The sequence below is a fragment of the Hallerella succinigenes genome (assembly GCF_002797675.1).
Classification (GTDB): domain Bacteria; phylum Fibrobacterota; class Fibrobacteria; order Fibrobacterales; family Fibrobacteraceae; genus Hallerella; species Hallerella succinigenes.
Genome location: NZ_PGEX01000001.1, coordinates 330,036 through 354,347, shown reverse-complemented (window position 1 = coordinate 354,347; position 24,312 = coordinate 330,036). Strand labels below are relative to the sequence as shown.

The following is a 24,312-nucleotide window of genomic DNA, read 5'->3' as shown; positions in this document are numbered from 1 at the left end:
GCGCTTAGCCGACGATCGATGAAAGGACTTGTACCGCCTGCGGCATGGAAGCTTTATCGACCGAAGAATAGTTCACGATGAACTTGTGCAGGGAGGGCTCTGCTTCAAAGTAATATTCGGACAAGGCGCGGATGTGAACTCCTCTCGCTTCCGCTTTTTTGCAGAATTCCACGTCGGAAAGATCTGTATCAACGCCTAAGATAAAGTGCAGTCCCGCATCTTCTTCGTAAATCGTGGTGTATTTGCAAAGCTTGCTTTTTTGAATGGCGGTGAGCAGGGCGTCGCGTTTTGCACGGTACAGATTGCGTGCGCGGTTGATGTGCGTTTCGTAAAAGCCTCCTTCCATAAAGCGAGCCATCGCATATTGGTCGAGGTTAGAGACGGTACAGGAATAAAAGGAAAGTTCCTCGTGAAATTTTTGGGCGAGAGATTTGGGTAAAACCATGTAGCTCAAGCGAATCGTTGAAGTCAGCGTTTTGGAGAAGGTGTTCAGATAAATGACCTTGTCGAGAACATCGATGTTTTGCAGAGCGGGAATGGGTCTTCCAGACATGCGAAATTCGCTGTCATAATCGTCTTCGATAATATAGCGCTTGGGCGATGCGGTCGCCCAGCTGAGCAAACGGTAACGTTCGGCAATCGGCATCACCTTTCCCGTAGGAAAATGATGCGACGGCGAAAGGTGTACCACATCGGCGTTGGATTTTTCGAGCTCTGCGACAAAGCTTTGGGCTTGGACGGGGATGTAGCAAAAGTTCACGTTGTACTGGCTGTAGAGCTTTGAAATTTTGCTGTAGCCTGGATCTTCAATTGCGTAACATTTGTCAAAGCCGAGCAACTGCAAAAGAAGCCCGTAGAGAATGTCTGTTCCTGCGCCGATGACGATTTGCGAAGGCGCTACGCGAATGTTTCGAAATTCGAGAAGCATGTGTGCAATGGCCCTGCGCAGTTCAAAGACGCCTTCGCTGGGCGATACGCGGAGCAGGTCGGCTTGACGTTCGCAGAGGATTTCGCGGGTGATCTTTGCCCAGGTGCTGAAGGGGAAACTTTCGATGTCTGCGGCGTTGCTTGCGAAATCGGCGATGTATTTGGGGTCCAGGTTTTCGGGCTCGTCGTTTGCTGTGTATTGGTGGGAAGGTTTGCTGGGCTTTGTGTTAAAGCGGGTGGCTTGTGCGGGCGCCTGAATTTGGGCGATGTAAAAACCTTTTTTGGGAAGGGAATAGATGTAGCCTTCTGCAAGGAGTTGCGCATAAGCGTTTTCGACGGTTACGACGCTCACGCCGAGATTTTGGGCAAGGCTTCGTTTGGAAGGCAAGCGGGAATCGGCTTCGAGCCTTTTTGAAAGAATGTCCTTTCGGATGCACTGGTACAGATAATGATAAAGAGATTCATTTCCTGCTTTAGACATGTCGTAGGTGAACATTCTTTTGCCCTTGAAAAAAAGTTTCTGATCTTCTAGAAATATAAAAATCTGATATGCAACTGACCTTATTGTGGTATGGTCAAAATAATAGAAACTTGAACGTTGGAATGTGATTTTGTTCGTTCTAAATTACCCCTTGAACCAAAACAAGTGAGGTCATGATGACGAACGAAACGAAAACAGAAAGCCGCAGCGAATTGAACCGTAACCTTGCCCAGATGCTGAAGGGCGGTGTGATTATGGACGTGACGACTCCGGAACAGGCAAAGATTGCAGAAGCGGCAGGTGCCGCTGCCGTGATGGCGCTCGAACGCATTCCGGCGGATATCCGTGCGGCGGGTGGCGTTTCCCGGATGAGCGATCCGAAGATGATCAAGGGAATTCAGGATGCGGTTTCGATTCCGGTGATGGCGAAGTGCCGCATTGGACACTTTGCAGAAGCACAGATTTTGCAGGCGATTGAAATTGACTACATCGATGAAAGCGAAGTGCTTTCTCCGGCGGACGATGTTTTCCACATCAACAAGCGTGATTTTGAAGTGCCGTTTGTGTGTGGAGCAAAGGATTTGGGCGAAGCGCTGCGTCGGATTGAAGAAGGCGCTTCGATGATCCGTACCAAGGGGGAGCCGGGTACGGGAGATATTGTACAGGCAGTGCGTCACATGCGTTTGATGAATCAGGAAATCGCAAGAATTACGAGCATGCGTGAAGACGAACTCTTTAACCGTGCCAAGGAATTGCAGGTTTCGTATGACTTGGTTCGCTATGTGCATGATCACGGAAAACTCCCGGTGGTGAATTTTGCGGCGGGTGGCGTTGCGACTCCGGCGGATGCCGCTTTGATGATGCAGCTCGGCGCGGAAGGCGTTTTTGTGGGGTCGGGAATTTTCAAGTCTGGTAATCCGGCAAAGCGTGCCGCGGCGATTGTGCAGGCGGTGACGAACTATACCGATGCCAAGCTGATCGCTTCGCTTTCGGAAGATCTCGGAGAAGCGATGGTCGGAATCAACGAACAGGAAATCGCCTTGCTGATGGCGGAAAGAGGCAAGTAGTGGAAAAAAGAAAACTGCACATTGGAGTTCTTGCGGTTCAGGGAGCGTTCATTGAACATGAACGCGTCCTTGAATCCTTGGGCGCCGAGGCTTTTGAAATTCGCCAGTTGCGCGATTTGGATCGTCCGATGGATGGCCTTGTGCTGCCGGGAGGTGAAAGTACCGTTCAGGGGAAGTTGCTTCGCGATCTCGGTCTTTTTGAACCTCTTCAGAAGAAGATCCGCGAAGGCCTTCCGGTGCTTGCGACTTGCGCCGGCTTGATTCTGCTTGCGGAAAAGCTTTCGAATGACAAGTCGACGTATTTTGCGACGCTTCCCGTGACGGTGGAACGAAACGCTTACGGTCGGCAGTTGGGAAGCTTTTTTGTGCAGCACGATTTGAAGCACGTGGGGAATATTCCGATGACATTCATTCGCGCTCCGATCATCAATCAGGTGAACGATGGCGTGGAAGTTCTCGCGCATGTGGATTCTCCTTCGATTGGTGATAAGATTGTCGCTGTGCAGTACAAAAAACAGCTCGCCCTTGCTTTTCACCCGGAACTGGATTTGGATCGCAAGGTTCACCAGTACTTTCTCGGAATGATTTGAGCGGAAAGAGCTATTATTCTCTTTGAAAAGTGAGCCTAAATCATGAATTTAAAAGAGAATCTCCAATTTGATAAAGAACATCTGTGGCATCCTTATGCAGCGTTGAAAAATACTCCGGCGCGATTCTTGGCAAAGGAAGCTCATGGAACGACGATTGAAACGGCGGACGGTCTGCATCTGATCGACGCCGTTTCCAGTTGGTGGTGCATGGCGCACGGCCATAATGCTCCGGAAATCGTGGAAGCGATTCAGAAGCAGAGTGAAAAAATGTGCCATGTGATGTTCGGCGGCTTTACGCATGAACCGGCGATTGAACTCGGTGAAAAACTGGTGAACTTTTTGCCGCAGGGATTGAATAGAATCTTTTTTGCGGATTCCGGCAGTATTGCCGTGGAATGCGCGGCGAAAATGGCGGTGCAGTATCAGTATGCCATGGGGCATCCAGAAAAGAGTAAGCTTGTGGCGCTGAAAGGCGGCTATCATGGGGATACCGCCGGGGCGATGGCGCTCTCGGATCCCGATGGCATGCATGTGCTCTTTCGCGAAATCATGCCGCATCATTATTTTGCGGAACGTCCGAACTGCAGAGTCGACGAACCTTGGGACGATACGGACTTCGTTTCGATGGAACAGACCGTTGCGGAACATCTACATGAAATTGCAGCGGTCATTTGCGAACCTGTTTTCCAAGGTGGAAACGGGATGTGGCTGTATAATGCGGGCTATCTGAAACGTTTGCGGAAACTTTGCGACCGCTACGGGATTCTTTTGATTTTAGACGAAATCGCTTCGGGCTTTTTTCGGACCGGTCCGCGTTTTGCAATGGAACATGCGGGAATTTTGCCGGATATCATGTGCATCGGGAAGGCGCTGACCGGGGGAAGCATCACCATGGCGGCCTGTGTGGCGTCGGAGATGGTCGCGGAGACGATTACGAATAGTAAAATCTCTGCGTTTATGCATGGCCCGACTTACATGGCGAACCCTCTCGCTTGTGCGGCGGGGATAGCTTCGCTGTCGCTTTTTGAAAATCGGGATTATCCAAGTGCCGTGAAGCGGATTGAGGCTCGCTTAAAGCAGAATCTGGCACCGTTGCGCAGTTTGGAAAATACGGCGGATGTCCGTGTCTGTGGAGCGATCGGGGTGCTAGAACTGAAAGCGAAACCTTCATCTGACGACATTTTGAAGGTCATTCGGGAAACAGGAGTGTGGCTTCGTCCGTTCTGCAATTACGTGTACACGATGCCACCGTTGGTGACGACCGAAGCGGAAATAGACCGCATTTGCGAAGCGATGAAACGGATTGGGGAATGCGAACCTTTGCCGGTTGTCGATGGGGATGATGAATTCCACGAATAAGGGAATGTAAGATTCCCTTTATTGAGGTCATTATGAATTACTATAGCTTAAAAATGCGAGCTTCGCAGCATATGGGCGAAGGCGTCAATCAACACGAACAGCATATTTCCGGTGCGGAACGCATTGTAAAACGCGAAATGGTGGAAGATGTTTGCAGGGCCATGGTGCATCGGGCGATGTCGCATTCTAAGGGAGATCCGGATTTTATCAATGTGAAAATCGAGAAGGTCCTGGAAAAGGATATCCAAATTTTGAAGGCTTTGCCAGTGACCCGCGTGGACGTGGAAACGGCAGAAGAAGGATTGAAAAAGGCGTTTGGCTTGCTTCGCGACGATGTCGCCTGCAACGACAGGTTGGAAAATGCCATGGAGAACGCTGCGACGCCTTCCGAGTTGGCCGGTTTCTTGAAGGATTTTGAAACGAGCCTATCTAAACTATTAAAAGAAACCTTCCCGATGCGCGGAGCCATGCTCTACGATATTGCGACGGGGAAGCGCTTGGAACCGGACAAGGAACGCGGAGTCCGGGCGACTTACATGGACGCTTTGCATTCAAGCGAAGTGGACGGAAAAAAGAACCATTTTAACGAAGCGATTGTCCTTGCGACAAAGGTCGCTAATGCACCGGGCATGGTCGCGGAATTCTGCATTAGCGACGATCCAAATTATGTGACGGGTTACGTGGCGAGCAAAAGGCTTGGCTACGTGCGTATCATGAAAATGAAAGAGATGAACGACGAAAACGGCGGTCGCATTTTCCTCTTTGACTCGAGGAAAGCTTCCGCCGAAGAATGCATTCAGTTCCTTCAGAAAACGAAGGTTCTGGTCGAAGTTTAGTTAACGGCTGATGCGGACGCTCTTGGAAACGCCTGTTGTCCTGTTCCTTAAATAATAGACGCCGGACTGCTTCAGCTGATTGGACGACTGGAGCATATCGGCAGCGGCGGAGAATCCGTATGCGGAAATCGTTCCGATACGCATGCCGAGTGAATTCAACACGTAATAATCCTGAAGTTTCTGGGCGTCATAATTCAAATTGTTTGAAAAGACGCTGGTTGATTCGTTTGTAATCGGTTCCGGATCGGTTGCGTCTTTTCCCTTCACCAAGGTAAAGTAGTCGATGTCGAACCAGGAGCGGATCACCTTCATCTTAATAATGTGCGTGCCTGCAGTCAGGGTGACATTGGCGCTGACCTTGTTGTAGTCTTCGTAGTTTTCTTCGCCTTCGGTGGCTGCCGGAACCGAAATGGTATCCGTCAAATCAACGCCGTCCACTTGGAATAGGAGGGAAGAACCTTCGCTTGCCGCTGCGACTGCGGCAAAAAGCGTGTAGTCTCCAGTTTCTTGAACATTTACAGTGTAATCGAGCCATTCGCCTTCTACGTTGTAGCCGACGACAACTCCGGTTGCTTTAGCGTAAAGGTCTACGCTTTCTCCGCTGCGGTAGTAGCTGTCACCATGATTTTCGGAATCGGTGTCGTAATAGCCTGCATTGCCCGTGCCGATGCCTGGAACATCAAAGTCTTCGGATTCTATTTTGCCCGGAATTGTGTGGGTTTTGTATGCGGTCTGCGGAACAGGATCGATGAGAACGCCTCCGCCAAGTCCTGTTGTATTTTTGCCCTTGTCCAGATTTGTAGCGAAGTATTCCTTGAGCCATGTCATGGAGGCACGGTCTCTGCCGTTATCGATTAAGCCGGTGTTCGACACCCAAGTAGCTCCGTTGATGTATCCCCAAATGGTAATGCCTGCGACCCATTCCGTTTCCCACATAAAAGGAATGTGGTTTGCGTAGTCATTTTTTTGCTTGGCATCGTCCGCTTCGCTAATGTCGTATTCGGAGATGAGCAGGGGAAGGCCTGTTTCTTTGTGAATCCGGGTCATCTTGCTTTCAAAATCCGTTTTGCTCATGCCTTTACAGTCGTGAGCCTGCTGACCGTAAGCGTCGACAGGTGCACCATTTTTGATAATGGTCTGGATGAGTTCAATGCCTTCGTTTATTTGCCAGGTTAGCGTGTTATAATCGTTATAAATCAGGACCGCCTTTGGCCAACGTTCGCGTGCCATTTTGAAGGCTGTCGTGATAAAGTTGTATTGGTGCTTGCCGTTCACGACATCGTCACCGCCAAGAGCTTCGATAATATAGGAGCCTCCGCATTCCGTGTCGTCGGTGCTATTCCCTTCTGCACCGGCGGCGGGTTTGCCGTAGCCGGAGTGGTAGTTGTTACCATCCCAAATTGCTTCGTTAACGACGTCGATGTATTCGAGGTCGGGGAATTTTTCGGCGACGGCGTCGAACCATTCCGTAATGTATTGCTTGGTCTTTTCTATTGTAATGCTTGGATTCTTCTTTTTGCAGAGAAAGTTCGGGTATTGGGAACCCCAAACCAGGGCGTGAAATTTGAAGTGACGTTTGCCCGGTTCTTCTTTTGCCCATTTATAGGCACTTTCGCATTTATCGTAATTGTCCCAGGCGAATTTACTTGTGCCAGTGTTGCCGTTTGAGAGGGAATGGACAGAACCCCATTTACAGCCGTTTTCGGGGGTAATCTGGTTCCAGTACGTTCCCATGTCATTGCGGATTTGACCGCTCGTGGTGATGTTGCCGACGAATTTCGCACCGCCTTCTGCTAACGGAGCTGCTGTTGCGGTAGCGGTGAGTGATGCAAGGAGCGCTACGGAAGAGAGAAATGCCTTTTTCATGCCGAATCCTTTTTTTGATTTTTATTAAAATATTTCGCCGTTGTCGAATGCCTTAAGTATGAAAGAACTTTCTATGGATAAATAGTCCATAAAAGTTTGAACGGATTTTTTATATTGTTGACCGAAAAAAAGGCGAAAAATGAGCGTTTTGGACGATTTTACAAATGAAGTGATTCAGTCGATGCAAAAGGATCACACTTATCGATCTTTACGGCACATGACTACCCCCGAAACGAGCCGCATTCAGCTCGCTGGAACATCAGGGGAACCATCGCAAGAACTGATGCTTTTGGCGTCGAATTCATACCTTGACCTCGCCAATATTCCAGAACTTAAAAAAGCGATGGCAGATGCCGTTCTCAAGTGGGGAACAGGCAGCGGCGGCGCACGCCTTACGACCGGAAATAAGACGCCACATTTAGCGCTCGAAGAGGAAATTGCAAAGTTCAAAGGCGAGGAGGCTGCGATTACGTTCGGCACGGGATACATGGCAAACGTGGGAACGATTTCCGCTCTCTGTGCTAGGAAAGACATCATTTTTAGCGATGAACTGAACCATGCAAGCATTATCGACGGCATTCGCCTTTCCCGTGCAAAGTGCTACGTTTACAAGCACAACGATCTCGAAGATTTAAGATCCAAGATTGCGGAAGCGGTGAATGTAAACGGTCAAAAGCTCGGCGAAAATGCGGCGGAAAAAGTTCGCGGAGTGATTGTGACCGATGCCGTGTTCAGCATGGACGGCGACTTGGCGAATCTTCCCGAACTTTTGAAAATCGCAAAGGATCATTCCTTGCTTCTGATGATTGACGAAGCGCATGCGACGGGCGTTGTTGGCAGAACGGGCCGCGGACTTGCGGAATATTTTGGCTGTGAACATGCCGACGTGACGGTGGGAACCTTGAGCAAGGCGATCGCCTGCGAAGGAGGATTTGTCGCGGGCAAAAAGCAGCTGATCGAATTTTTGAAGAACAAGGCGCGGAGCTTTATCTTCACGACGGCGATGGCTCCGGCGGTCGCTTTTGCGGCTTGCAATAATTTGCGGTATCTGGAAAATCATCCGGAGTGCGTGCAAAAACTCCAGTCGAATGTAGAGTTTTTTTGCAAGGCTTTGCGGAAGGCCGGTTTGCAGGTGCCGAGTGTTCCGTCGGCGATCGTTCCGATCATCGTGGGCGATGAGGAAAAGGCTTTGCTGGTTTCGGCGGAACTTCAGAAACAGGGGATTCTAATTTCCGCGATCCGCTATCCCACCGTGCAAAAGGGCAGCGCCCGCTTACGGGCAAGCTTGATGGCAAGCCTTTCGACCGAAGACTTGGAATTTGCCGCCCAAAAGATTGCGCAGACGATTCAAAAGATGAGGTGAAAAATGTCTAACGGTTGTTTGAATGCGAAGGGTTACTTTGTGACGGCGACCGGCACGGATGTCGGCAAGACTTTTATCACGGCACTTCTCGTGAAAAAATGGCGGGATTCCGGAATTGATGCAGGATATTATAAGGCCGCATTGAGCGGTGCCGAATTCAAAAATGGTCACTGGGTTGCGGGCGATGCGGATTATGTGAAAACTTTCGCCGGACTTTCGGACTCTGAAGAAGAACTGGTGAGCTATGTTTATAAAGAAGCCGTTTCGCCGCATTTAGCGGCCCGTAAAGAGGGAAATCCGGTAGAGCTGTCCCAAGTGAAGTCGGACTTTAAAAAGGCCGCGGAAAGGCACTCTTTTGTGTTCGTAGAAGGGAGCGGTGGAATCATCTGCCCGATCCGCGATGACGTGGACGCAAACGGTGAATCCTGTGGAAAAAAGTATTTTCTCGAAGACATCATGAAGGCGGTGAATTTGCCGCTTTTGATTGTCACCACGGCAGCCTTGGGCTCCATCAATTCCTGCGTGTTGACCGTGGAATATGCTAAAAGCCGAGGACTTTTTGTTCGCGGAATCGTGGTGAACCGTTACGGCGATAGTGGCAATCTGGAAATGGAAGACGACAACATGCGTATGATGCAAAAAATCACCGGTCTTGAAATTCTTGCGAAAGTGAGAACCGGTGATTTGGACTTAGGCGTTTTGCCGTTTTAATTTTACTTCGAACGCCAGAGGCCGATCAGGCTCTTGTTCGGACGGAGCGTGAGCCAGAAGGTCGGACCGATAAGAATCAGATCTCGGATAAGGGCTGTCCATGTTTCACTCTTGCTCTGCGCCCCTTCCAGTTCAAAGCATCCGCAGGTGATGCCGAGGTCCAGGGCAAGCGCCCAGATGAGTGCGATGATAAAGCTTACGAACATGCCGAAAATCGCAAGGGAACATTCCTTTGTAAACGGCGTCACGATGAGTGCAAGGCCAAACCAGAATTCAAACTGCGGATAGACCAGGGCAAAGAAGTTGTTCACAAAATCCGGCAAGAACTGGTACTGTGCCACGAGAACGGCAAACTGCTTCGGATCCTGGATCTTGAAAAGGCTTGCAAAGATGAACATGCCGCCGATGCCGATGCGGAACAGCGTTTCAAGACCTTTGATAGTGAATTCCTTATCCTTCAAATAAGCGGGAATCACAAGCAGAATGGAGACGATCAGGGAAGCGATGCCTACGTGAATGTTGTACTTCCAGATTTTCGGGAACTTTTCGATTAAAGATTCATAATCGGTAAAGGTGAGGAAGGATTCCGGGAAGGCGACTTCCGCGACGCATACTGCGGTCAGGAATGTGGCTATAAGCAATAAAATGGTGGAGAGGATATGCTTTTTCATTAGAACCCCTCCGGTTTTTCAAAGACTTCCTGGGTGCCGATCCATTCGACAGAGTGATTTGCATCGGCACGGATGTTGTTGAGAATCGCAAGTAGAATACATGCTGCGGCGAAAATAAATAAAAACTTCCAGTTGAAGCTTTTGATGTAGTTTAAAATTTTTTCCTTCATAAATAGAAATGTATAAATCTATCTCGCAAAAAACAAAGGCTTTCCTGGTGGGAAAGCCTTTGCGCGAAAGTTCTGCGAATTTTCGAAACTTAGATGTTGTCGATAATCCGGTTGAAAGCTTCGACCGGACGCATCCACTTTTTGAGAAGTTCCGGCTGGGTGACGTAGTAACCGCCGATGTCCACGGAGACGCCTTGAGCCTTGGCGAGAGCCGAAACGATTTCCTGTTCGCTTTTCGTCAACGCTTCGGCAACCGGAGCGAACTTGGCTGCAAGTTCGCTGTCCGTCGTCTGGACGGCGAGTTCTTGTGCCCAGTACATGGCGAGGTAGAAGTGAGAGCCTCGGTTGTCGAGACCGCCGAGCTTGCGTTCCGGGGTGCGGTTGTTATCGAGGATTTTTTCGTTTGCTTTGTCGAGCGCTTCGGCGAGAACCTTGGCCTTCGGCGTACCGATCTGTTCGAGAGAAGCGGCGAGGGCGAAGTATTCGCCAAGGGAATCCCAGCGAAGGTAGTTTTCAGCGAGGAACTGCTGCACCTGTTTCGGAGCGCTTCCGCCTGCACCTGTTTCGAACATGCCACCGCCCGCCATCAGCGGAACAATGGAAAGCATCTTGGCAGAGGTGCCAACTTCGAGAATCGGGAACAAGTCGGTGAGATAGTCGCGCATCACGTTGCCCGTGACGGAGATAGTATCTTCGCCCTTCTTGGCGCGGGTCATCGTTTCAAAGATTGCATCTGTCGGGGATTTGATCGAAATCGAAAGACCGGAAAGATCGTATTCTTTAAGGTAAACTTCGACCTTCTTTTGCACTTCGCGGTCGTGGGCGCGGTTCGGGTCGAGCCAGAAGATTGCAGGCATGTTGGCAGCCTTAGCACGGTTCACGGCGAGCTTTACCCAATCGCGAATCGGAGCGTCCTTCGCCTGGCACATACGGTAGATGTCGCCTGCTTCCACGTTCTGCGAAAGGAGAACGTCTCCCTTCGAATTGACTGCGCGGATAATGCCCTTGCCGGTTGCGATAAAGGTCTTGTCGTGGCTGCCGTATTCTTCGGCCCCCTGAGCCATGAGACCGACGTTCTGAACGGTACCCATCGTGCTAGGGTCAAATGCGCCGTTCTTTTTGCAGAAGTCGATCGTGGCCTTGTAAATACCTGCGTAGCTGCGGTCCGGAATGACGGCCTTCGCTTCTTCGAGCTTGCCGTCCTTGTTCCACATGCAACCGGAGTTGCGGATCATCGCCGGCATCGATGCGTCGATAATCACATCGCTCGGAACGTGAAGGTTTGTGATTCCCTTCGTGGAATCGACCATGGCAAGGCTCGGACCTTGAGCGATTGCAGCGTCGATAGCCGCCTTGACTTCGGCTTCCTTCGGATGGCCATCGAGACGCTTGAAGAGGTCGCCGAGACCGTTGTTTTCATTGACGCCGATTTCCTTGAAGAGATCTGCGTACTTTGTGAACACATCCTTGAAGAACATGCGTACGAAAGCGCCGAACATGACCGGGTCCGAGACTTTCATCATGGTCGCCTTCAAGTGCACGGAGAAGAGAACGCCCTGCTTTTTGGCATCTTCCATCTGTTCTGCGATGAACTTTTCGAGAGACTTCATCCGCATCACGGTGGAGTCGAGAATTTCACCCTTCAAAAGTGGCTTGGCAGCGCGGAGTTCCTTGACTTCGCCCGATTCGGAAACGAATTCGATCTTGAACGTGTCGGCTTCCGGAAGCGTAATGGAAGTTTCGTTGCCGTAGAAGTCGTCTGCCTGCATGCTCGAAACGTGGGTCTTCACAGATTCGTTCCAGGTTCCGTCGGAATGCGGATGCTTGCGTGCGTAATTTTTTACTGCCTGCGGAGCGCGACGGTCAGAGTTGCCCTGGCGAAGAACCGGGTTTACGGCAGAGCCCTTTACCTTGTCGTACTTGGCGCGGATGGCCTTTTCTTCTTCCGTTGCCGGCGCGTCCGGGTAATTCGGAACGTCGTAACCGTTCTTCTGGAGTTCCGCGATGGCTGCCTTGAGCTGTGGGAGGGACGCGGAAATATTCGGAAGTTTGATGATGTTTGCTGACGGATCCTGAGTGAACGCGCCGAGGAAGGCGAGGTCATCGGTCACCGGCTTGCCAAAGAATACAGCCCCCGCAGGGAGCTTGTCGGCAAAAACGGCGAGGATACGTGCCGGAAGGGAGATGTTCTTGGTTTCTACATCGATGTCGGCAGTCTTTGCGTAAGCTTGGACGATCGGGAGGAGGGATTGAGTCGCGAGAAACGGCGATTCGTCTGTCAGAGTATAATAGATTTTCTTAGTCATACAAGATGCAAGATAGAAAAACGACTTAGGGCTTCCAACACTCCAGTAAAAAGAAAAGAAGCCCGAAAATGTACGGGCTTCTTTCAAATCCTACAATTTTGAAAACTTAGAGGATGTTGTTGATGTCGCGGACGGCACCCTTGTCGGCGCTCGACGCCATAAGACCGTAAGCCTGCAGGGCCTTGGACACCTTGCGGTCGCGATGTTCCGGCTTCCAAGCTTTGGCTCCACGGGATTCCATTTCCTTGCGACGCTCGTCGAGTTCAGCATCGGTGAGACCGACGTTGATTGTGCGGTTCGGAATGTCGATTTCGATGATGTCGCCATCCTTGACGAGGCCGATGTTACCCTTGCTCGCTGCTTCCGGGCTTGCGTGTCCAATCGAAAGACCGCTTGTACCGCCAGAGAAGCGGCCATCGGTGAGAAGAGCGCAGAGCTTGCCCAAATGACGGCTCTTGAGATAGCTCGTCGGGTAGAGCATTTCCTGCATACCAGGACCGCCCTTCGGACCTTCGTAACGGATTACGACGACATCGCCCGCTTTGACGCGGTTCGGGTCGAGAATGCCCTTCACGGCGTCGTCCTGGCTTTCGAACACGACGGCCGGACCGGTGAACTTGAGAATGGATTCATCAACGCCTGCGGTCTTCACAATGCAACCATCCACGGCGAGATTACCGTAAAGAACAGCGAGGCCGCCATCCTTCGAATAGGCGTGGGCTGCATCGCGGATCGCGCCGTTTGCGCGGTCGAGATCCAGGGAGTCGTAATGGAAATCCTGAGAGAAAGCCGTAATGTTGAATTTGCGGCCTGGACCTGCGAGGTAGCGTTGTTTGATTTCTTCCGACGGATTGCGCATTACGTCGTTCGTTTCAATGGCTTCGCCCATCGTCTTGGCGTGAACGGTGTGGCATTCGCGGTGGATAAGACCCATGCGGTCGAGTTCGGCGAGAATACCGAAGATGCCGCCTGCGCGGTTCACGTCTTCCACGTGGATGTTATGAACGGTCGGGGCGACCTTACAAATGCAAGGCGTGTTGCGGGAAAGGCGGTCGATGTCCTTCATGGTGAAGTCAGCACCGGCTTCCTGTGCGACGGCGAGAAGGTGAAGGACCGTGTTCGAGCTTCCGCCCATGGCGATGTCGAGGCGCATGGCGTTTTCGAAAGCTTCCTTCGTGGCAATGGAGCGCGGAAGGACCGAATCATCATCTTCGTCGTAGTAGCGGTGGCAAAGTTCCACAATGCGACGTCCCGCTTCTTCAAAGAGCTTCTGGCGTTCGGCGTTCGTGGCGACGATAGAACCGTTACCCGGAAGGGAAAGTCCGATCGCTTCGGTGAGGGAGTTCATCGAGTTTGCTGTGAACATACCGGAGCAACTGCCGCAAGTCGGGCAGGCTGCGGATTCGATTGCGGCGGTTTCTTCGTCGGAAACGCTTGTGTCAGCCGAATCAATCATCGCGTCGATCAAGTCGAGAGCGCGGTCGGAACCGTCTTTCTGCTTCACGTGGCCCGCTTCCATCGGACCGCCGGAAACAAAGATTGCAGGAATGTTCAAACGCATGGCGGCCATGAGCATGCCCGGAGTCACCTTGTCGCAGTTGCTGATGCAGACAAGAGCGTCGGCGCGGTGAGCGTTTGCCATATATTCAACGGAGTCCGCGATCAAATCACGTGACGGAAGGCTGTAGAGCATGCCGTCATGACCCATAGCGATACCGTCATCGACGGCGATCGTGTTCATTTCCTTAGGAATGCCGCCCGCTTTACGGATGTTTTCTGCGACAATCTTGCCGACGTTGCGAAGGTGAACGTGGCCCGGAACAAATTCTGTGAAGCTATTGCAAATCGCAATGACAGGTCTTCCGAATTCTTCCGGTTTTGTGCCAGTCGCGATCCAGAGCGCACGTGCGCCTGCCATTTCGCGGCCTTCAATAGTCTTTTTAGAACGCAGATCTCTCATAGTTATACCTCGTGAAATTTCACGGGCGTAAAGATAGAAAATCAAGCGTCGCCGGCTCCGAATTTTCCGAAGGATTGTCGAAAAATTCTTAAATTAAGGACATGGCAGTAGATGTATCCAAAGATTCTAAGGAAAACGAAGAAGTTTCCGATCTTCCGAAAATTGAGTCCAACGAGGATTTGGCGCGAATAGTCCAAGCCTTGGTTTTTGCATCGCCGGATGTGGTGACGCTTAAAAAATTGAAGGACATCATCGGGGATTTTCTCGATTCGAAAACCGTTGCAGAAGCTCTGCGCATTGCAAACGACAATCTGAACAAGATCGATTCTCCGTTTGAAATTGTGGAACAGGCGGGCGGTTACCGCTTTCGTACCCGTGCAAGATATTATCCGTGGGTGAGAAAGCTTTTCCCGGATGCGAATCTTCGCAGACTTTCGCAGGCAGCCTTGGAAACGCTTTCGATCGTCGCCTACCAGCAGCCGATTACCCGTGCAGCACTCGAACAAGTGCGCGGTGTTTCTTGCGACGGTCCGTTAAAGAGCTTGCTCGAAAAGAAGCTGATCGCTCTTGGCGCCCGTGCAGAAACCGTCGGAAACCCTTATACCTATGTAACGACAGACGATTTTTTGAAGTATTTCGGCATCAACAAGATTCCGCAAGACCTTCCGCGCCTTCGTGAATTCCAGGAACTGCTCAATTCAAACGAAATCGTTCCGAATTATGCGCAGAACGAAAAACCGGATGCGCCGAAACCGCCTGAATCCGATCCTTCGCAAATTGAACTTTCGATGGGGACCCCGTGAGTGTAACCCCGTTAATGAAGCAGTATTACGAGATCAAGGCCCAGAATCCCGACTGCATTCTCTTTTTCCGCATGGGCGACTTCTTCGAACTTTTCGAATCGGACGCCGAAATCGCTTCTAAAATATTGGGCCTGACCCTCACGAGCCGTAACAACGGAGCCTCGGGCGCAACGCCGCTCTGCGGATTTCCACATCACGCTTCGGACAGATACTTCCCGAAGATGGTCGCCGCAGGCTATAAAGTCGCTGTCTGCGAACAGGTTGAAGATCCAAAGCTCGCCAAGGGAATTGTCAAACGTGCGATAGTGGAAGTCATCAGCGCAGGAACCTCGATGAACGACGGAAACCTGGACGCCAAGGTGGCTAACTACCTCTGCGCCGTTTTACCGCAAAAGAATTCGATCGCATTCGCTTTTGCCGATGTGACGACCGGCTACTTTGCCGTTTCGGAATCGCCGATTCAGAGTTTTGAAAGCGAATTTGCTCGTCGGATGCCGAAGGAAGTGCTTGTTCCGCAGGGCGTGGAACTCCCGAGGTCCATTGCGGAATTTGTCCGCGCCGAATGCATTTTGGTGACGTCTGTCGAAGAAGATCACTACGCGCTCCAGAATGCGGCAGAAGTTCTGCTGAACCATTTCAAGATGGCGAGCGTCGAATCTCTCGGTCTCGACGGCCAAGATGAAAAGACCCGTGTCGCAGGCGCGATCCTTTGGTATTTGATCGACCAGAAAAAGTCCGAGCTTTCGCACATTACGCACCTCGAACTTTTGGACCTCGGCGATTACATGGTACTTGACCCCGCGACGCTCCGCAATTTGGAACTCGTGCGCCCGCTGAACGCCGACGACCCGCAGAGCACGCTCATGTATGTGCTGGATTACACGGTCACGGCGATGGGTGGCCGCAGGCTCCGAGAATGGATTTCGCATCCTCTCGTTTCGGTGAAGCGGATCGAGGAGCGCTCTGAAGCGGTCGCGGAACTTGTTTCGAACCCGATCGTTCTCGATGAATTGAAGCTTGCGCTCCGTGAAATTTTGGATATGGAACGCCTGATGGGTCGCGTGGGCAGCGGACGTGCAAATGCGCGCGACCTCTATGGAATGGGACGCTCCCTTTCCAAGGCGGTAAAGGTGGCGGAAGCCCTTTCAAGCTTAAAGTCGCCACTCTTCCACGATTTGGCAGAAACGCTTCTTGCGGCAGAAGGCAAGGGCGACGAAATTCTGCGTATGCTGAACGACGACCTTCCGATGACCGTGCGTGAAGGCGGCATGATCCGTGAAGGTGCCGCTCCAGAACTCGACCAGATGAACGCCGAAATCAAGGATCGCCGCGATTGGATCGCTTCCTTGGAAGCCCGTGAACGGGAACGCTTGGGTGTGAATTCGCTCAAAGTCAGCTATAACAAGGTTTTTGGCTATTACATCGAAGTTTCGAAAATTCATTCGGACAAGATTCCGCCGGAATACATTCGCAAACAGACGACGGTGAATGCGGAACGCTACATCACGCCCGAAATGAAGGAATGCGAAACGATCATTTCGAGTGCGGAAAGCCGCATCCACGATCTAGAATACCGCATTTTCTGCAAGCTCCGTGAATCGGTCAATGCCGAACGCAACGAACTGCAGGACATCGCGGAAGCGCTCTCCGAAGTGGATTCTTTCTATAGCCTGGCGGTCGCCGCTCGCAAGCGTTGCTACACCCGTGCCGAAGTCTTTGATGGAACGGGCGTCGAAATCCGCGGAGGATTCCACCCGGTCATCGTCGCTGCAAACCCGGACCTTTCCTTTGTGCCGAACGACGTTTCCCTTTCGCCGGATGCGCATCGCATGATGCTCATCACCGGTCCGAACATGGCCGGTAAATCGACGTACCTTCGCCAGACGGGACTGATTGTTCTTATGGCGCAGATCGGTTCGTTTGTGCCTGCGGAATACGCCCGTATAGGCGTCGTAGACAGAATCTTTACGCGTGTCGGTGCAAGCGATCGCCTGTCTCGAGGACTTTCCACGTTCATGGTAGAAATGATCGAAACGGCGAACATTTTGCGAAATGCGACCGATAAGAGCCTTGTGCTGCTTGATGAAATTGGTCGCGGTACAAGCACCTTCGACGGACTTTCAATTGCCTGGGCGATTTTTGAAACGCTCCACGACAACGAAAAACGTGCAGCGATTACGCTCTTTGCCACGCATTACCACGAAATGACGACTCTCGCCGATTCTTTGGAACATGCGGGCAACTACCAGATCGCGGTCCGTGAAGACGGCGACAAGCTGATCTTCTTGCACAAGATTATCGCCGGCGCTTGCGATTCGAGCTACGGTATCCATGTGGCGGAAATGGCGGGGCTTCCTTCCGAAGTCGTGCGCCGCGCCCGTAAGATCCTTCTGCGCCTCGAAAAGCAGCAGATCGATCCGAGCGATTCCAAGCACAAGCAGGAACTCAAGGCGCAGCCGCAGGTTGATATCTTTGCCCCGCCGGATGAAGATACTCAGCTTTTGCTCGAAGAAATCAAGCGTTTGAAACCGGAAGAAATGACTCCGCTCCAGGCGCTCCAGACTTTGACGGAACTGAAGGAGCATTACGGAAAGTAAGATGGAAGAAATGAATTTCGCAGCTCTCGAAGAATTCATTTACGAAAACCGCCTGTTTGATCGAAATTCCGTTCATGGGCTTGAACATTGGCATCAGGTGGAATTCAACGGACTCCTGATTGCGAAAAAAACGCATGCCGATGAAACGGTCGTGCGGCTCTTTTCCCTTTTCCATGATTCGAAACGTGTACACGATGGCTATGACGAGGAGCACGGTCCCCGTGGAGCGAATTTTGCCGAAGAACTCCGAGGCAAATATTTTCAGCTGGATGATGATCGCTTTGAAAAGCTCTTGCACGCCTGTCGAAATCATACGGTCGAACCAGCTTCGGGCGATCCGACAATCGATGCCTGCTATGACGCCGACCGTTTAGACTTGGGACGTGTGCAGATTGTCCCGGATCCAAACAAGATGGCGACGGACTTCGGCAAGAAACTCGCCGCGAAGTTGCAGAAAATTCCCATTGAAAAACATCGGGATTGGCTTAGAACCGAATCCTTTATTATTTTTCCCAAGTGATTTATAATATCCTTCTTTCGCTGTTTCCGCTGCTCTCGGCGTTCCCGCTTTTCATGATGCTGGTGGAGCTTCATGGAAAACGTCCGGCTGCCCGCCAGCTGCCGTGGCTCGCCTTTGCGTGCTACATGGTTTTGTGGAACAGTGTGTTTACCCGTTTCATGGCAGAACATCCAGTCCTCTGGACGCTGAATCCAATCGGCGACATCTTTATGATGCTCTCCTTCATGTTCCTGTTTGTTCGGGAAGAAAACCGTAAAGCGGTGGAGCCGATCCGAAAATCTTACCGGGTGCGGTCGATTGTAGCGTTCTTGATCTATATCGTAAGCAATGTCGTCTGCTTCCACATTCTGCGTCCACCGGTATTTTTGATTCCGCTGATCGTCGGGGCTTTGGTCGTCTTCTATTTTGACCGCCTGTACTCGTCGCTGTCGTACTACCCGAAGACGCGGATCCATCTCGTATTCTACTTCTTTATCATCAGTACCTTCCTTGTTTTGCCGCTGTTCCGTTTGTTCTTTATTGCGCAGATTGGCTATGTGTTCATGTGCCGTTACCGCAACTGGATTGCACACAAGGACCGCATGATCGTGCAGCATGACGAAGAACGCAAGATGAATCACAAGATTGTGACGAAAATGGGCGAAACCGTGAACGACTTCTCGGATTTGCACGAATCCCTGCAGAACTTCCTCACGAACCTCGCCCAGGGTATCGAAGCGAAATCCGCCGCCATTTACATCTGGGACGAAAAGGAACAGCTCTTCCGCTGCTCGGATATTTACGGTGTCTTCTTCCCGCTTGTCCGTGGAAACGAAATGAGCTTTACCCACGTGGAAACGCTCAAGGAAATCGCTCTTTCGCAGAACATCAGCGAACACGATAACATCGTCTGGGAATGCGGCATGTCTCGAATCGGAACGTACGTGCCTTTCGCAAGCCAGGACGGTCGTATTCTTTCTCTCGGAAGCCGAGCCGCGAACATCCGCTCGCTCATCCTTGAACCGTTGAACTTTAACCAGCAGCTGCTAGGTGTCCTTGTTGTAGAAAACAAGCTTTACGAACGTTACTTCTCTGAAAGTGATTACTACTTGGTGCAGAACTTTGCCCACTATGCCACGATGATCCTCAAGGCGAACGAAGCCGTGATGGAACGTCAGAACCAGGCGCGAACCCAGGCGGAACTGCAGCTCGGCTTCCACATTCAGTCGGGACTTTTGCCGCACAAGATTCCGGAATTCGACGGTATTTCTTTGGCAGGCTCGATGACTCCGGCAAAGGAAATCGGAGGCGACTACTTCGACTTTTTGAATTTGCCGAACGGAAACTTGGGGATTGTCATTGGTGATGTTTCGGGTAAAGGCGTTCCAGCGGGCATGGTGATGACTTCGCTCTATGCCTTCTTGCATGCGGAGTGCCGTTACTTTGTGAATTCTTACCGAGCCCTTGTGCGTGTGAATTCGGACTTGGCGGGTCACATTTCCGAAACGATGTTCGCGTCTCTCCTCTTCTTTGAATGGAATCCGCGTTCGAAGGCTTTGCATTACACGAGCTGCGGTCACGAACACATTCTGCATTTTAAGAAGATGGACAATTCGCTCGATACCATCAAGAGCGGTGGAATTGCACTCGGTATGATCGATGACAACAGCAAGATCATTCGTGAAAAGTCCCTGATCGTGAGACCGGGCGATACCGTTTTGCTGTACACGGACGGTGTAACGGAAACGGCAAACGAAAAACGCGAAATGTTCGGCCTTGAACGCTTGAAGGCATTTGTCGAAAAGTACCAGGCTTTGTCTGCAAACGAAATCCGCTTGGCGCTTCTCGAAGAGCTCAAGTCCTTTGCTCACGGCGCACCGCAGGCAGACGATATCACGATTCTCGTGATGAAGTTCTAAAGGAAACAAGAAACCGATTGAGCTTTGCCAAAAGCATATTAGCCCGAAATATATTTTTAGGCAAACAGGGCTGAGCCCGCGCTCACCAAGCCAATTTTCTGAATCGTTTTCATCTAGAATCTCCTCATTTTAAAACCTCAAACCCTACGGAATATGCCCTGTTTCCGCAGACACTCCGGCTTCCAGTTTATTTACACCTGATATATCGTATTACAACAATGACCGAATAAAACAGCGCCTAAAAGGAATGAGCCCGGTGCAATACCGGACTCATAACTCCGTTTTATCCCCACTTTAAACCGTCCAACTTTTTGGGGTCAGTTCAGCGGGGAGGCTTTTTGAATTTTTCAATTCCGAATTACTTGTTCAGAGCTTCGAACAGGGCGAACACCATGCCCGGACGGAAATACTTACCGGCCGTGTACTTGAGTGCCGTGCTGTGGAGCAGCGTGAACAGGTCTTCTTCCGAAATCTTAGCCTTCTTCGCAAGAGCGCCGTAGGACTTCTTGAACGAAGAGAGGTTCGTCGTGAGAGTCGGAGCGATACGCTGATCCGGGAGAAGGGCTTTCTTCTTCACGAGTTCGGCGATGAGCGTCTTGGCTGCGGAAGCGGAAACTCCAGCCTTTTCGAGAGTGTCTTCGTGGAGACGGCAGGAACCGTTGAAGCCTTCCGGTGCAGCGAACGGGATTTTCGCTTCTTCATAAAGGTTCTGGACCATGCTTTCCACGAGGTCACGGGCTTCATCGAAGTTCTTGTGCAGAATGAGGCCGCTTGCGATGCTGTACTGAATACCGATCCAAACGTCATGAGCCTGGAAGTTGAATTCGTCGAGCGGGGAACCGTCCTTGTGAACAAGGTTTGCGGCACCGAGCAGCGGGGAATTCTTCTTGTAGTTCGTCTTGAAGATGCGGTCGAGAGTACGTGCGCCCTTTTCTTCGTCGGTAATCGGCTTCAAGTCGAGGAGACGGAGATAGGTGTCGGCGAGCATCGAGTCGGCGAAGACGTCGTCGGAATCGAGATCGATCTTTGCCTTGAAGGAATCCGTGAAGGCTTCTGGAGCGGTGCTGTAAAGCCAGGTTTTCTTCCACTTACGGAGTTCAAGCTTCGAAAGTTCTTCGTCTTCCGGAATTTCGCTGAAGTCGAGCCAGTCGTTCAGTTCGCGGAGCTTCTGCGTGTCACTGCCGGAAAGCGGGACGAGGTCGGCGAGAGCTTCCACGACTTTGTCGAAGTTTTCGAAGTTCACGTCCTGCGCTTCGATTGGGGTCGCGAAGAAGTGGAAGTAACCTTCCTTTTCATCCCAGAGGGCGGAGTGGAATTCGGCTTCCGCTTCGTCGGCCTTCTTGTTCCAGTCGAGGGCACGTGCGGAATCGCCTTCGAGTTCTGCGATTTTGGCCGCAGCGCGGAGACCGGCGATCCAGAGGGAACCGCAGTAAACGGAAATGCCGTTCGAAGAAAGGTTGTCGAAGGTGTCGTCCGTTCCGTGGGTGAGCGGGAAGTTTTCGCCTTCGGCGACCATCTTTTCCAGATATTCCATACTGGCGTAGACAGCGTCCTTGCAAGCGTCGACGACTGCCTTTTCACCAGTGAACTTGTAATGACGGAGAACCATCAACACATACTTCGGAGCGAGATCCTTCCATTCCTTTACGTTATGCCAGTCATAAGCGTCGGCATGCGGAACGAACGGGCTTCCTAGGTCGTGAATCACGGCGCCGGTCACGGCGAGAGGACCTTCGAGCTTTGCCTGCGGAAGGTCTGCATACGGATGGTTCACATATTCGTGGTGACGACGGCGGGTCATATTTTCAGCGAGGATTGCATCGCCAAAGCGCTTCAGCACTTCGCCATCGAGACGCGGCAAAAGGGCAAGGAGCGAGAAACTGCCGTAAAAGTAAACGTCGAGAGAGTTGAAGAACGGATAGTCCGCGCATTCGCGAACGAGAAAGTTGTCGTCCTTGTCCCAGACCGTGGCTTCCGGAATAAAGCTCAGCGTGTTGAGTGCAAGGGAGCGGAATTCCGCCTGTTTCTTCTTGTCCTTCGGGAAGAGCTTTGCCAAAGCCTTTTCTGGAGCGAGTGCACGGTAAGCTTCACCAAAGGTCTTTTCGAATTCAGCGTCAAAGCTTAGAGCTTCGGAGAGCATCGCCTGGACGCGGCCAAAGGATTCCGGATAGAAGACTGTGTACTTCTTCAAAGTTTCCTGTGCACCGTGGAAGCGGATGTGTGCAAAGTCGAGGACCGTGTTGAACTGGACCGTAGCCTTTGCCTTCGGCTTCAAACGGATCGTGGCGACGATTGCACCAGCGACGGTTTCACGGCCGCTGTAAACGTTCTTTACGAAGGTCTGCGAAACGCGGCCACTGTGGAGGGCGCCTGCGAGAACCGTCTTCTGATCGTTGCGGTAGAAGAGAGGCTTCGTGGTGACGTTCACATCGTCCTTCGGATTCCACGTAGCGGAAATGCCCATGCAACCGTCGAAGTCGCTTTCGGAAAGGACGTTCTTGTTGAAGAATTCGACACCCTTCACCATGCGACCGTCGGCGAGAGTCGAATTGAATTCGACGCCCATCGGATCACGAGCGGCCGGGACGAGCACAAAGGAAGAGTCCTGGACGCTTTCACGATCCTTGCGAACCTGGTAACCGCAGTAGTTTTCCTGCATCTGCACGAGCGTCACTTCGCGGACTTGCTTTGTCGGGTTCACGAGTTCGTAACGGGTGGCGCTCACCGGAAGGCTCGAAATGCGTTCGTTGTTCGGGAGAACGTAGCTGTACTGGTAACGGGTAATCTGGACGCCTTTCTGACCCTTGTACTGGGTGCGGGAAAGCGGATATTCTGCCGTGTAATCCATCTTCTGAGCGTCATAGCCCTTTTCGCCGAGGAATTCGGTTTCGTCGCCGAATGCGCCGGTAAGAGCGCCTTTGCTTTCGACCTTTTCGCCGAGTTCGCCGTCGAAAAAGTCGATGAGAACAGCACGGTTGAATTCCGGGGAAGTCGTGATGCCGGCTTCGATCATCGCCTGCGTGCGCGGACTGAATTCCGTGTGCCAGCGGAGGAGAGCGTCCTTGTTCGTTTCCCAGAACTTCTTGTCGGCGAGAACGGTTTCGACCTTCTTCAAGGTTTCCTTTTCGTTTTTGCATTCGAACAGAGCGTTGCCCTGTGCATCCTTCAAGGTGTAGAACTGATTTTTACGGCAGAATTCAAAGAAGCTGCGAATGGCGAGCGGAGCCTTCTTGTCGATCACGGATTCGCGGTAGAAAGCGTTCTGCAGGCGCATGTCGTTCGGGTTTTCTGTGCGGACTTGAACGCCCGGAATCAGGCCAGTCACCGGAGTCGTACCGGCCGGAGTCACTGTATATGTGCTGCCGATACCGCCGACGGCAATACCCGTTGTTGCCGGAGTCGTGGTGAGAGGGGTGTACCACGGCTGAATGAATTCCACGGCGAGACCCTTGGTCATCAAGTCTTTCACGTTGCCGTGCAACTTGGCGGATTCGAGATATTTATCAAATGTCATGAGGAGATTTCCTATGGTTGTTGATATTTTATTTCGCAATTAATTTAGAAAAGTTATTTTTGGCGCATGTTTAAGTTTGGTGCATTTGCTTCGGGTGGTGGCAGTAATTTTCGCTCCCTCCTTTCCCATGCGGAAGATGGAACCTTGGAAGGTTCCTGTGAATTTTTAATTGTGAACAATGCGGATTGCGGTGCGGCACAGAGTGCCAAGGAACATGGAATTCCGGTTTACCATATTTCTTCGAAGACGCATCCGAATGAAGCGGATTACGAACAGGCGTTGTTGAATGTTTTGGAAGAGCTCCCGGTAGATCTCGTTGCCCTTTGCGGTTATATGAAAAAGATTCCGGATTCATTCCTCGACAAAATGAAGGATCGCGTTTTGAACGTGCATCCGGCGCTGCTTCCGAAGTACGGTGGTAAAGGCTTTTACGGAATCCGTGTGCATCAGGCGGTCATTGCCGCTGGCGAAAAGGAAAGCGGCCCGACCATTCACCTAGTGACAAGTGAAATCGACAGTGGAAGAACGCTCGCGCAGACGAAGGTACCGGTCCTTGAAACGGACAGCCCCGAAGATCTTGCCGCTCGCGTCCTTGTGCAGGAACACGCTCTTTTTTGGAAGACGCTCCGTGACTACGCACGGTCTTTATGACTTCTTTGCGATAACACTTGGG

18 protein-coding genes and 1 pseudogene are annotated in these 24,312 nt (G+C 51.5%); 12 read left to right on the top strand and 7 right to left on the bottom strand.

The features are described from left to right. Nucleotides 1-4: 4 nt before the first annotated feature. Entirely contained in the window at nucleotides 5-1,423 is a 1,419-nt protein-coding gene (pdxR, locus tag BGX16_RS01540) for a MocR-like pyridoxine biosynthesis transcription factor PdxR (RefSeq protein ID WP_100424477.1), read from the bottom strand. A 158-nt stretch (nucleotides 1,424-1,581) separates the two neighbouring features. Here pdxR and pdxS point away from each other — a divergent pair, with 158 nt between their 5' ends. The 4 genes from pdxS to BGX16_RS01520 are packed head-to-tail and all read left to right on the top strand — an operon-like array spanning nucleotide 1,582 to nucleotide 5,260. After that, nucleotides 1,582-2,475, top strand: a complete 894-nt coding sequence (pdxS, locus tag BGX16_RS01535; protein WP_353846827.1) for a pyridoxal 5'-phosphate synthase lyase subunit PdxS — start codon at nucleotides 1,582-1,584, stop codon at nucleotides 2,473-2,475. A 14-nt stretch (nucleotides 2,476-2,489) separates the two neighbouring features. Continuing rightward, nucleotides 2,490-3,065, top strand: a complete 576-nt coding sequence (pdxT, locus tag BGX16_RS01530) for a pyridoxal 5'-phosphate synthase glutaminase subunit PdxT (RefSeq protein ID WP_100426708.1) — start codon at nucleotides 2,490-2,492, stop codon at nucleotides 3,063-3,065. A gap of 42 nt (nucleotides 3,066-3,107) precedes the next feature. Then, nucleotides 3,108-4,424 carry an adenosylmethionine--8-amino-7-oxononanoate transaminase gene (bioA, locus tag BGX16_RS01525; protein WP_100424476.1) on the top strand — a complete coding sequence of 439 codons (1,317 nt, stop codon included), beginning with the start codon at nucleotides 3,108-3,110 and terminating at the stop codon, nucleotides 4,422-4,424. A gap of 32 nt (nucleotides 4,425-4,456) precedes the next feature. After that, the gene (locus tag BGX16_RS01520; protein ID WP_100424475.1) at nucleotides 4,457-5,260 is read left to right on the top strand and encodes a 6-carboxyhexanoate--CoA ligase; all 804 of its coding nucleotides are present in this window, start codon (nucleotides 4,457-4,459) and stop codon (nucleotides 5,258-5,260) included. Here BGX16_RS01520 and BGX16_RS01515 read toward each other — a convergent pair whose 3' ends face one another. Further along, complete coding sequence (locus tag BGX16_RS01515) at nucleotides 5,261-7,126, bottom strand: cellulase family glycosylhydrolase (RefSeq protein WP_100424474.1); 1,866 nt, start codon at nucleotides 7,124-7,126, stop codon at nucleotides 5,261-5,263. 139 nt (nucleotides 7,127-7,265) lie between these two features. On the opposite strand from BGX16_RS01515, the gene BGX16_RS01510 reads away from it, so the two are divergent. Further along, the gene (locus BGX16_RS01510; RefSeq protein WP_100424473.1) at nucleotides 7,266-8,489 is read left to right on the top strand and encodes an aminotransferase class I/II-fold pyridoxal phosphate-dependent enzyme; all 1,224 of its coding nucleotides are present in this window, start codon (nucleotides 7,266-7,268) and stop codon (nucleotides 8,487-8,489) included. A gap of 3 nt (nucleotides 8,490-8,492) precedes the next feature. Then, nucleotides 8,493-9,200, top strand: coding sequence for a dethiobiotin synthase (bioD, locus tag BGX16_RS01505; protein ID WP_100424472.1), 708 nt, complete (start codon nucleotides 8,493-8,495; stop codon nucleotides 9,198-9,200). Nucleotides 9,201-9,202: 2 nt separating this feature from the next. On the opposite strand, the gene BGX16_RS01500 is transcribed toward bioD, so the two are convergent. The 4 genes from BGX16_RS01500 to ilvD all read right to left on the bottom strand — a co-directional run bounded on the left by BGX16_RS01500 (nucleotide 9,203) and on the right by ilvD (nucleotide 14,307). Continuing rightward, nucleotides 9,203-9,871 carry a MauE/DoxX family redox-associated membrane protein gene (locus tag BGX16_RS01500; protein WP_100424471.1) on the bottom strand — a complete coding sequence of 223 codons (669 nt, stop codon included), beginning with the start codon at nucleotides 9,869-9,871 and terminating at the stop codon, nucleotides 9,203-9,205. Then, nucleotides 9,871-10,041: a hypothetical protein gene (locus BGX16_RS14430; RefSeq protein WP_157797808.1), complete on the bottom strand. Its 171-nt coding sequence runs from the start codon at nucleotides 10,039-10,041 to the stop codon at nucleotides 9,871-9,873. Before BGX16_RS14430 ends, BGX16_RS01500 begins: the two co-directional genes overlap by 1 nt. Nucleotides 10,042-10,130: 89 nt before the next feature. Beyond that, complete coding sequence (locus BGX16_RS01495) at nucleotides 10,131-12,347, bottom strand: NADP-dependent isocitrate dehydrogenase (RefSeq protein WP_100426707.1); 2,217 nt, start codon at nucleotides 12,345-12,347, stop codon at nucleotides 10,131-10,133. A gap of 106 nt (nucleotides 12,348-12,453) precedes the next feature. Further along, nucleotides 12,454-14,307, bottom strand: a complete 1,854-nt coding sequence (gene ilvD / locus BGX16_RS01490) for a dihydroxy-acid dehydratase (protein WP_100424470.1) — start codon at nucleotides 14,305-14,307, stop codon at nucleotides 12,454-12,456. Between the two features lie 101 nt (nucleotides 14,308-14,408). Here ilvD and scpB point away from each other — a divergent pair, with 101 nt between their 5' ends. The 5 genes and pseudogenes from scpB to BGX16_RS15165 form a co-directional block, all read left to right on the top strand. Further along, nucleotides 14,409-15,110 carry an SMC-Scp complex subunit ScpB gene (gene scpB / locus BGX16_RS01485; protein ID WP_100424469.1) on the top strand — a complete coding sequence of 234 codons (702 nt, stop codon included), beginning with the start codon at nucleotides 14,409-14,411 and terminating at the stop codon, nucleotides 15,108-15,110. Next, entirely contained in the window at nucleotides 15,107-17,707 is a 2,601-nt protein-coding gene (gene mutS / locus BGX16_RS01480; RefSeq protein WP_146139519.1) for a DNA mismatch repair protein MutS, read from the top strand. The genes scpB and mutS overlap by 4 nt, the downstream gene beginning before the upstream one ends. Before the next feature lies 1 nt (nucleotide 17,708). Then, the gene (locus tag BGX16_RS01475) at nucleotides 17,709-18,227 is read left to right on the top strand and encodes an HD domain-containing protein (RefSeq protein WP_198514833.1); all 519 of its coding nucleotides are present in this window, start codon (nucleotides 17,709-17,711) and stop codon (nucleotides 18,225-18,227) included. Further along, nucleotides 18,224-20,125, top strand: coding sequence for a GAF domain-containing SpoIIE family protein phosphatase (locus BGX16_RS01470; protein WP_100424467.1), 1,902 nt, complete (start codon nucleotides 18,224-18,226; stop codon nucleotides 20,123-20,125). The genes BGX16_RS01475 and BGX16_RS01470 overlap by 4 nt, the downstream gene beginning before the upstream one ends. A 202-nt stretch (nucleotides 20,126-20,327) precedes the next feature. Then, a pseudogene (locus BGX16_RS15165) lies at nucleotides 20,328-20,423 on the top strand (IS3 family transposase); the annotation flags it as partial. Nucleotides 20,424-20,483: 60 nt separating this feature from the next. Here BGX16_RS15165 and BGX16_RS01460 read toward each other — a convergent pair. Next, nucleotides 20,484-23,639, bottom strand: a complete 3,156-nt coding sequence (locus BGX16_RS01460) for a GH116 family glycosyl hydrolase (protein ID WP_100424466.1) — start codon at nucleotides 23,637-23,639, stop codon at nucleotides 20,484-20,486. Between the two features lie 66 nt (nucleotides 23,640-23,705). Between BGX16_RS01460 and purN the strand changes: the two genes are divergently transcribed. After that, the gene (purN, locus tag BGX16_RS01455; protein ID WP_100424465.1) at nucleotides 23,706-24,290 is read left to right on the top strand and encodes a phosphoribosylglycinamide formyltransferase; all 585 of its coding nucleotides are present in this window, start codon (nucleotides 23,706-23,708) and stop codon (nucleotides 24,288-24,290) included. Nucleotides 24,291-24,312 lie beyond the last annotated feature (22 nt).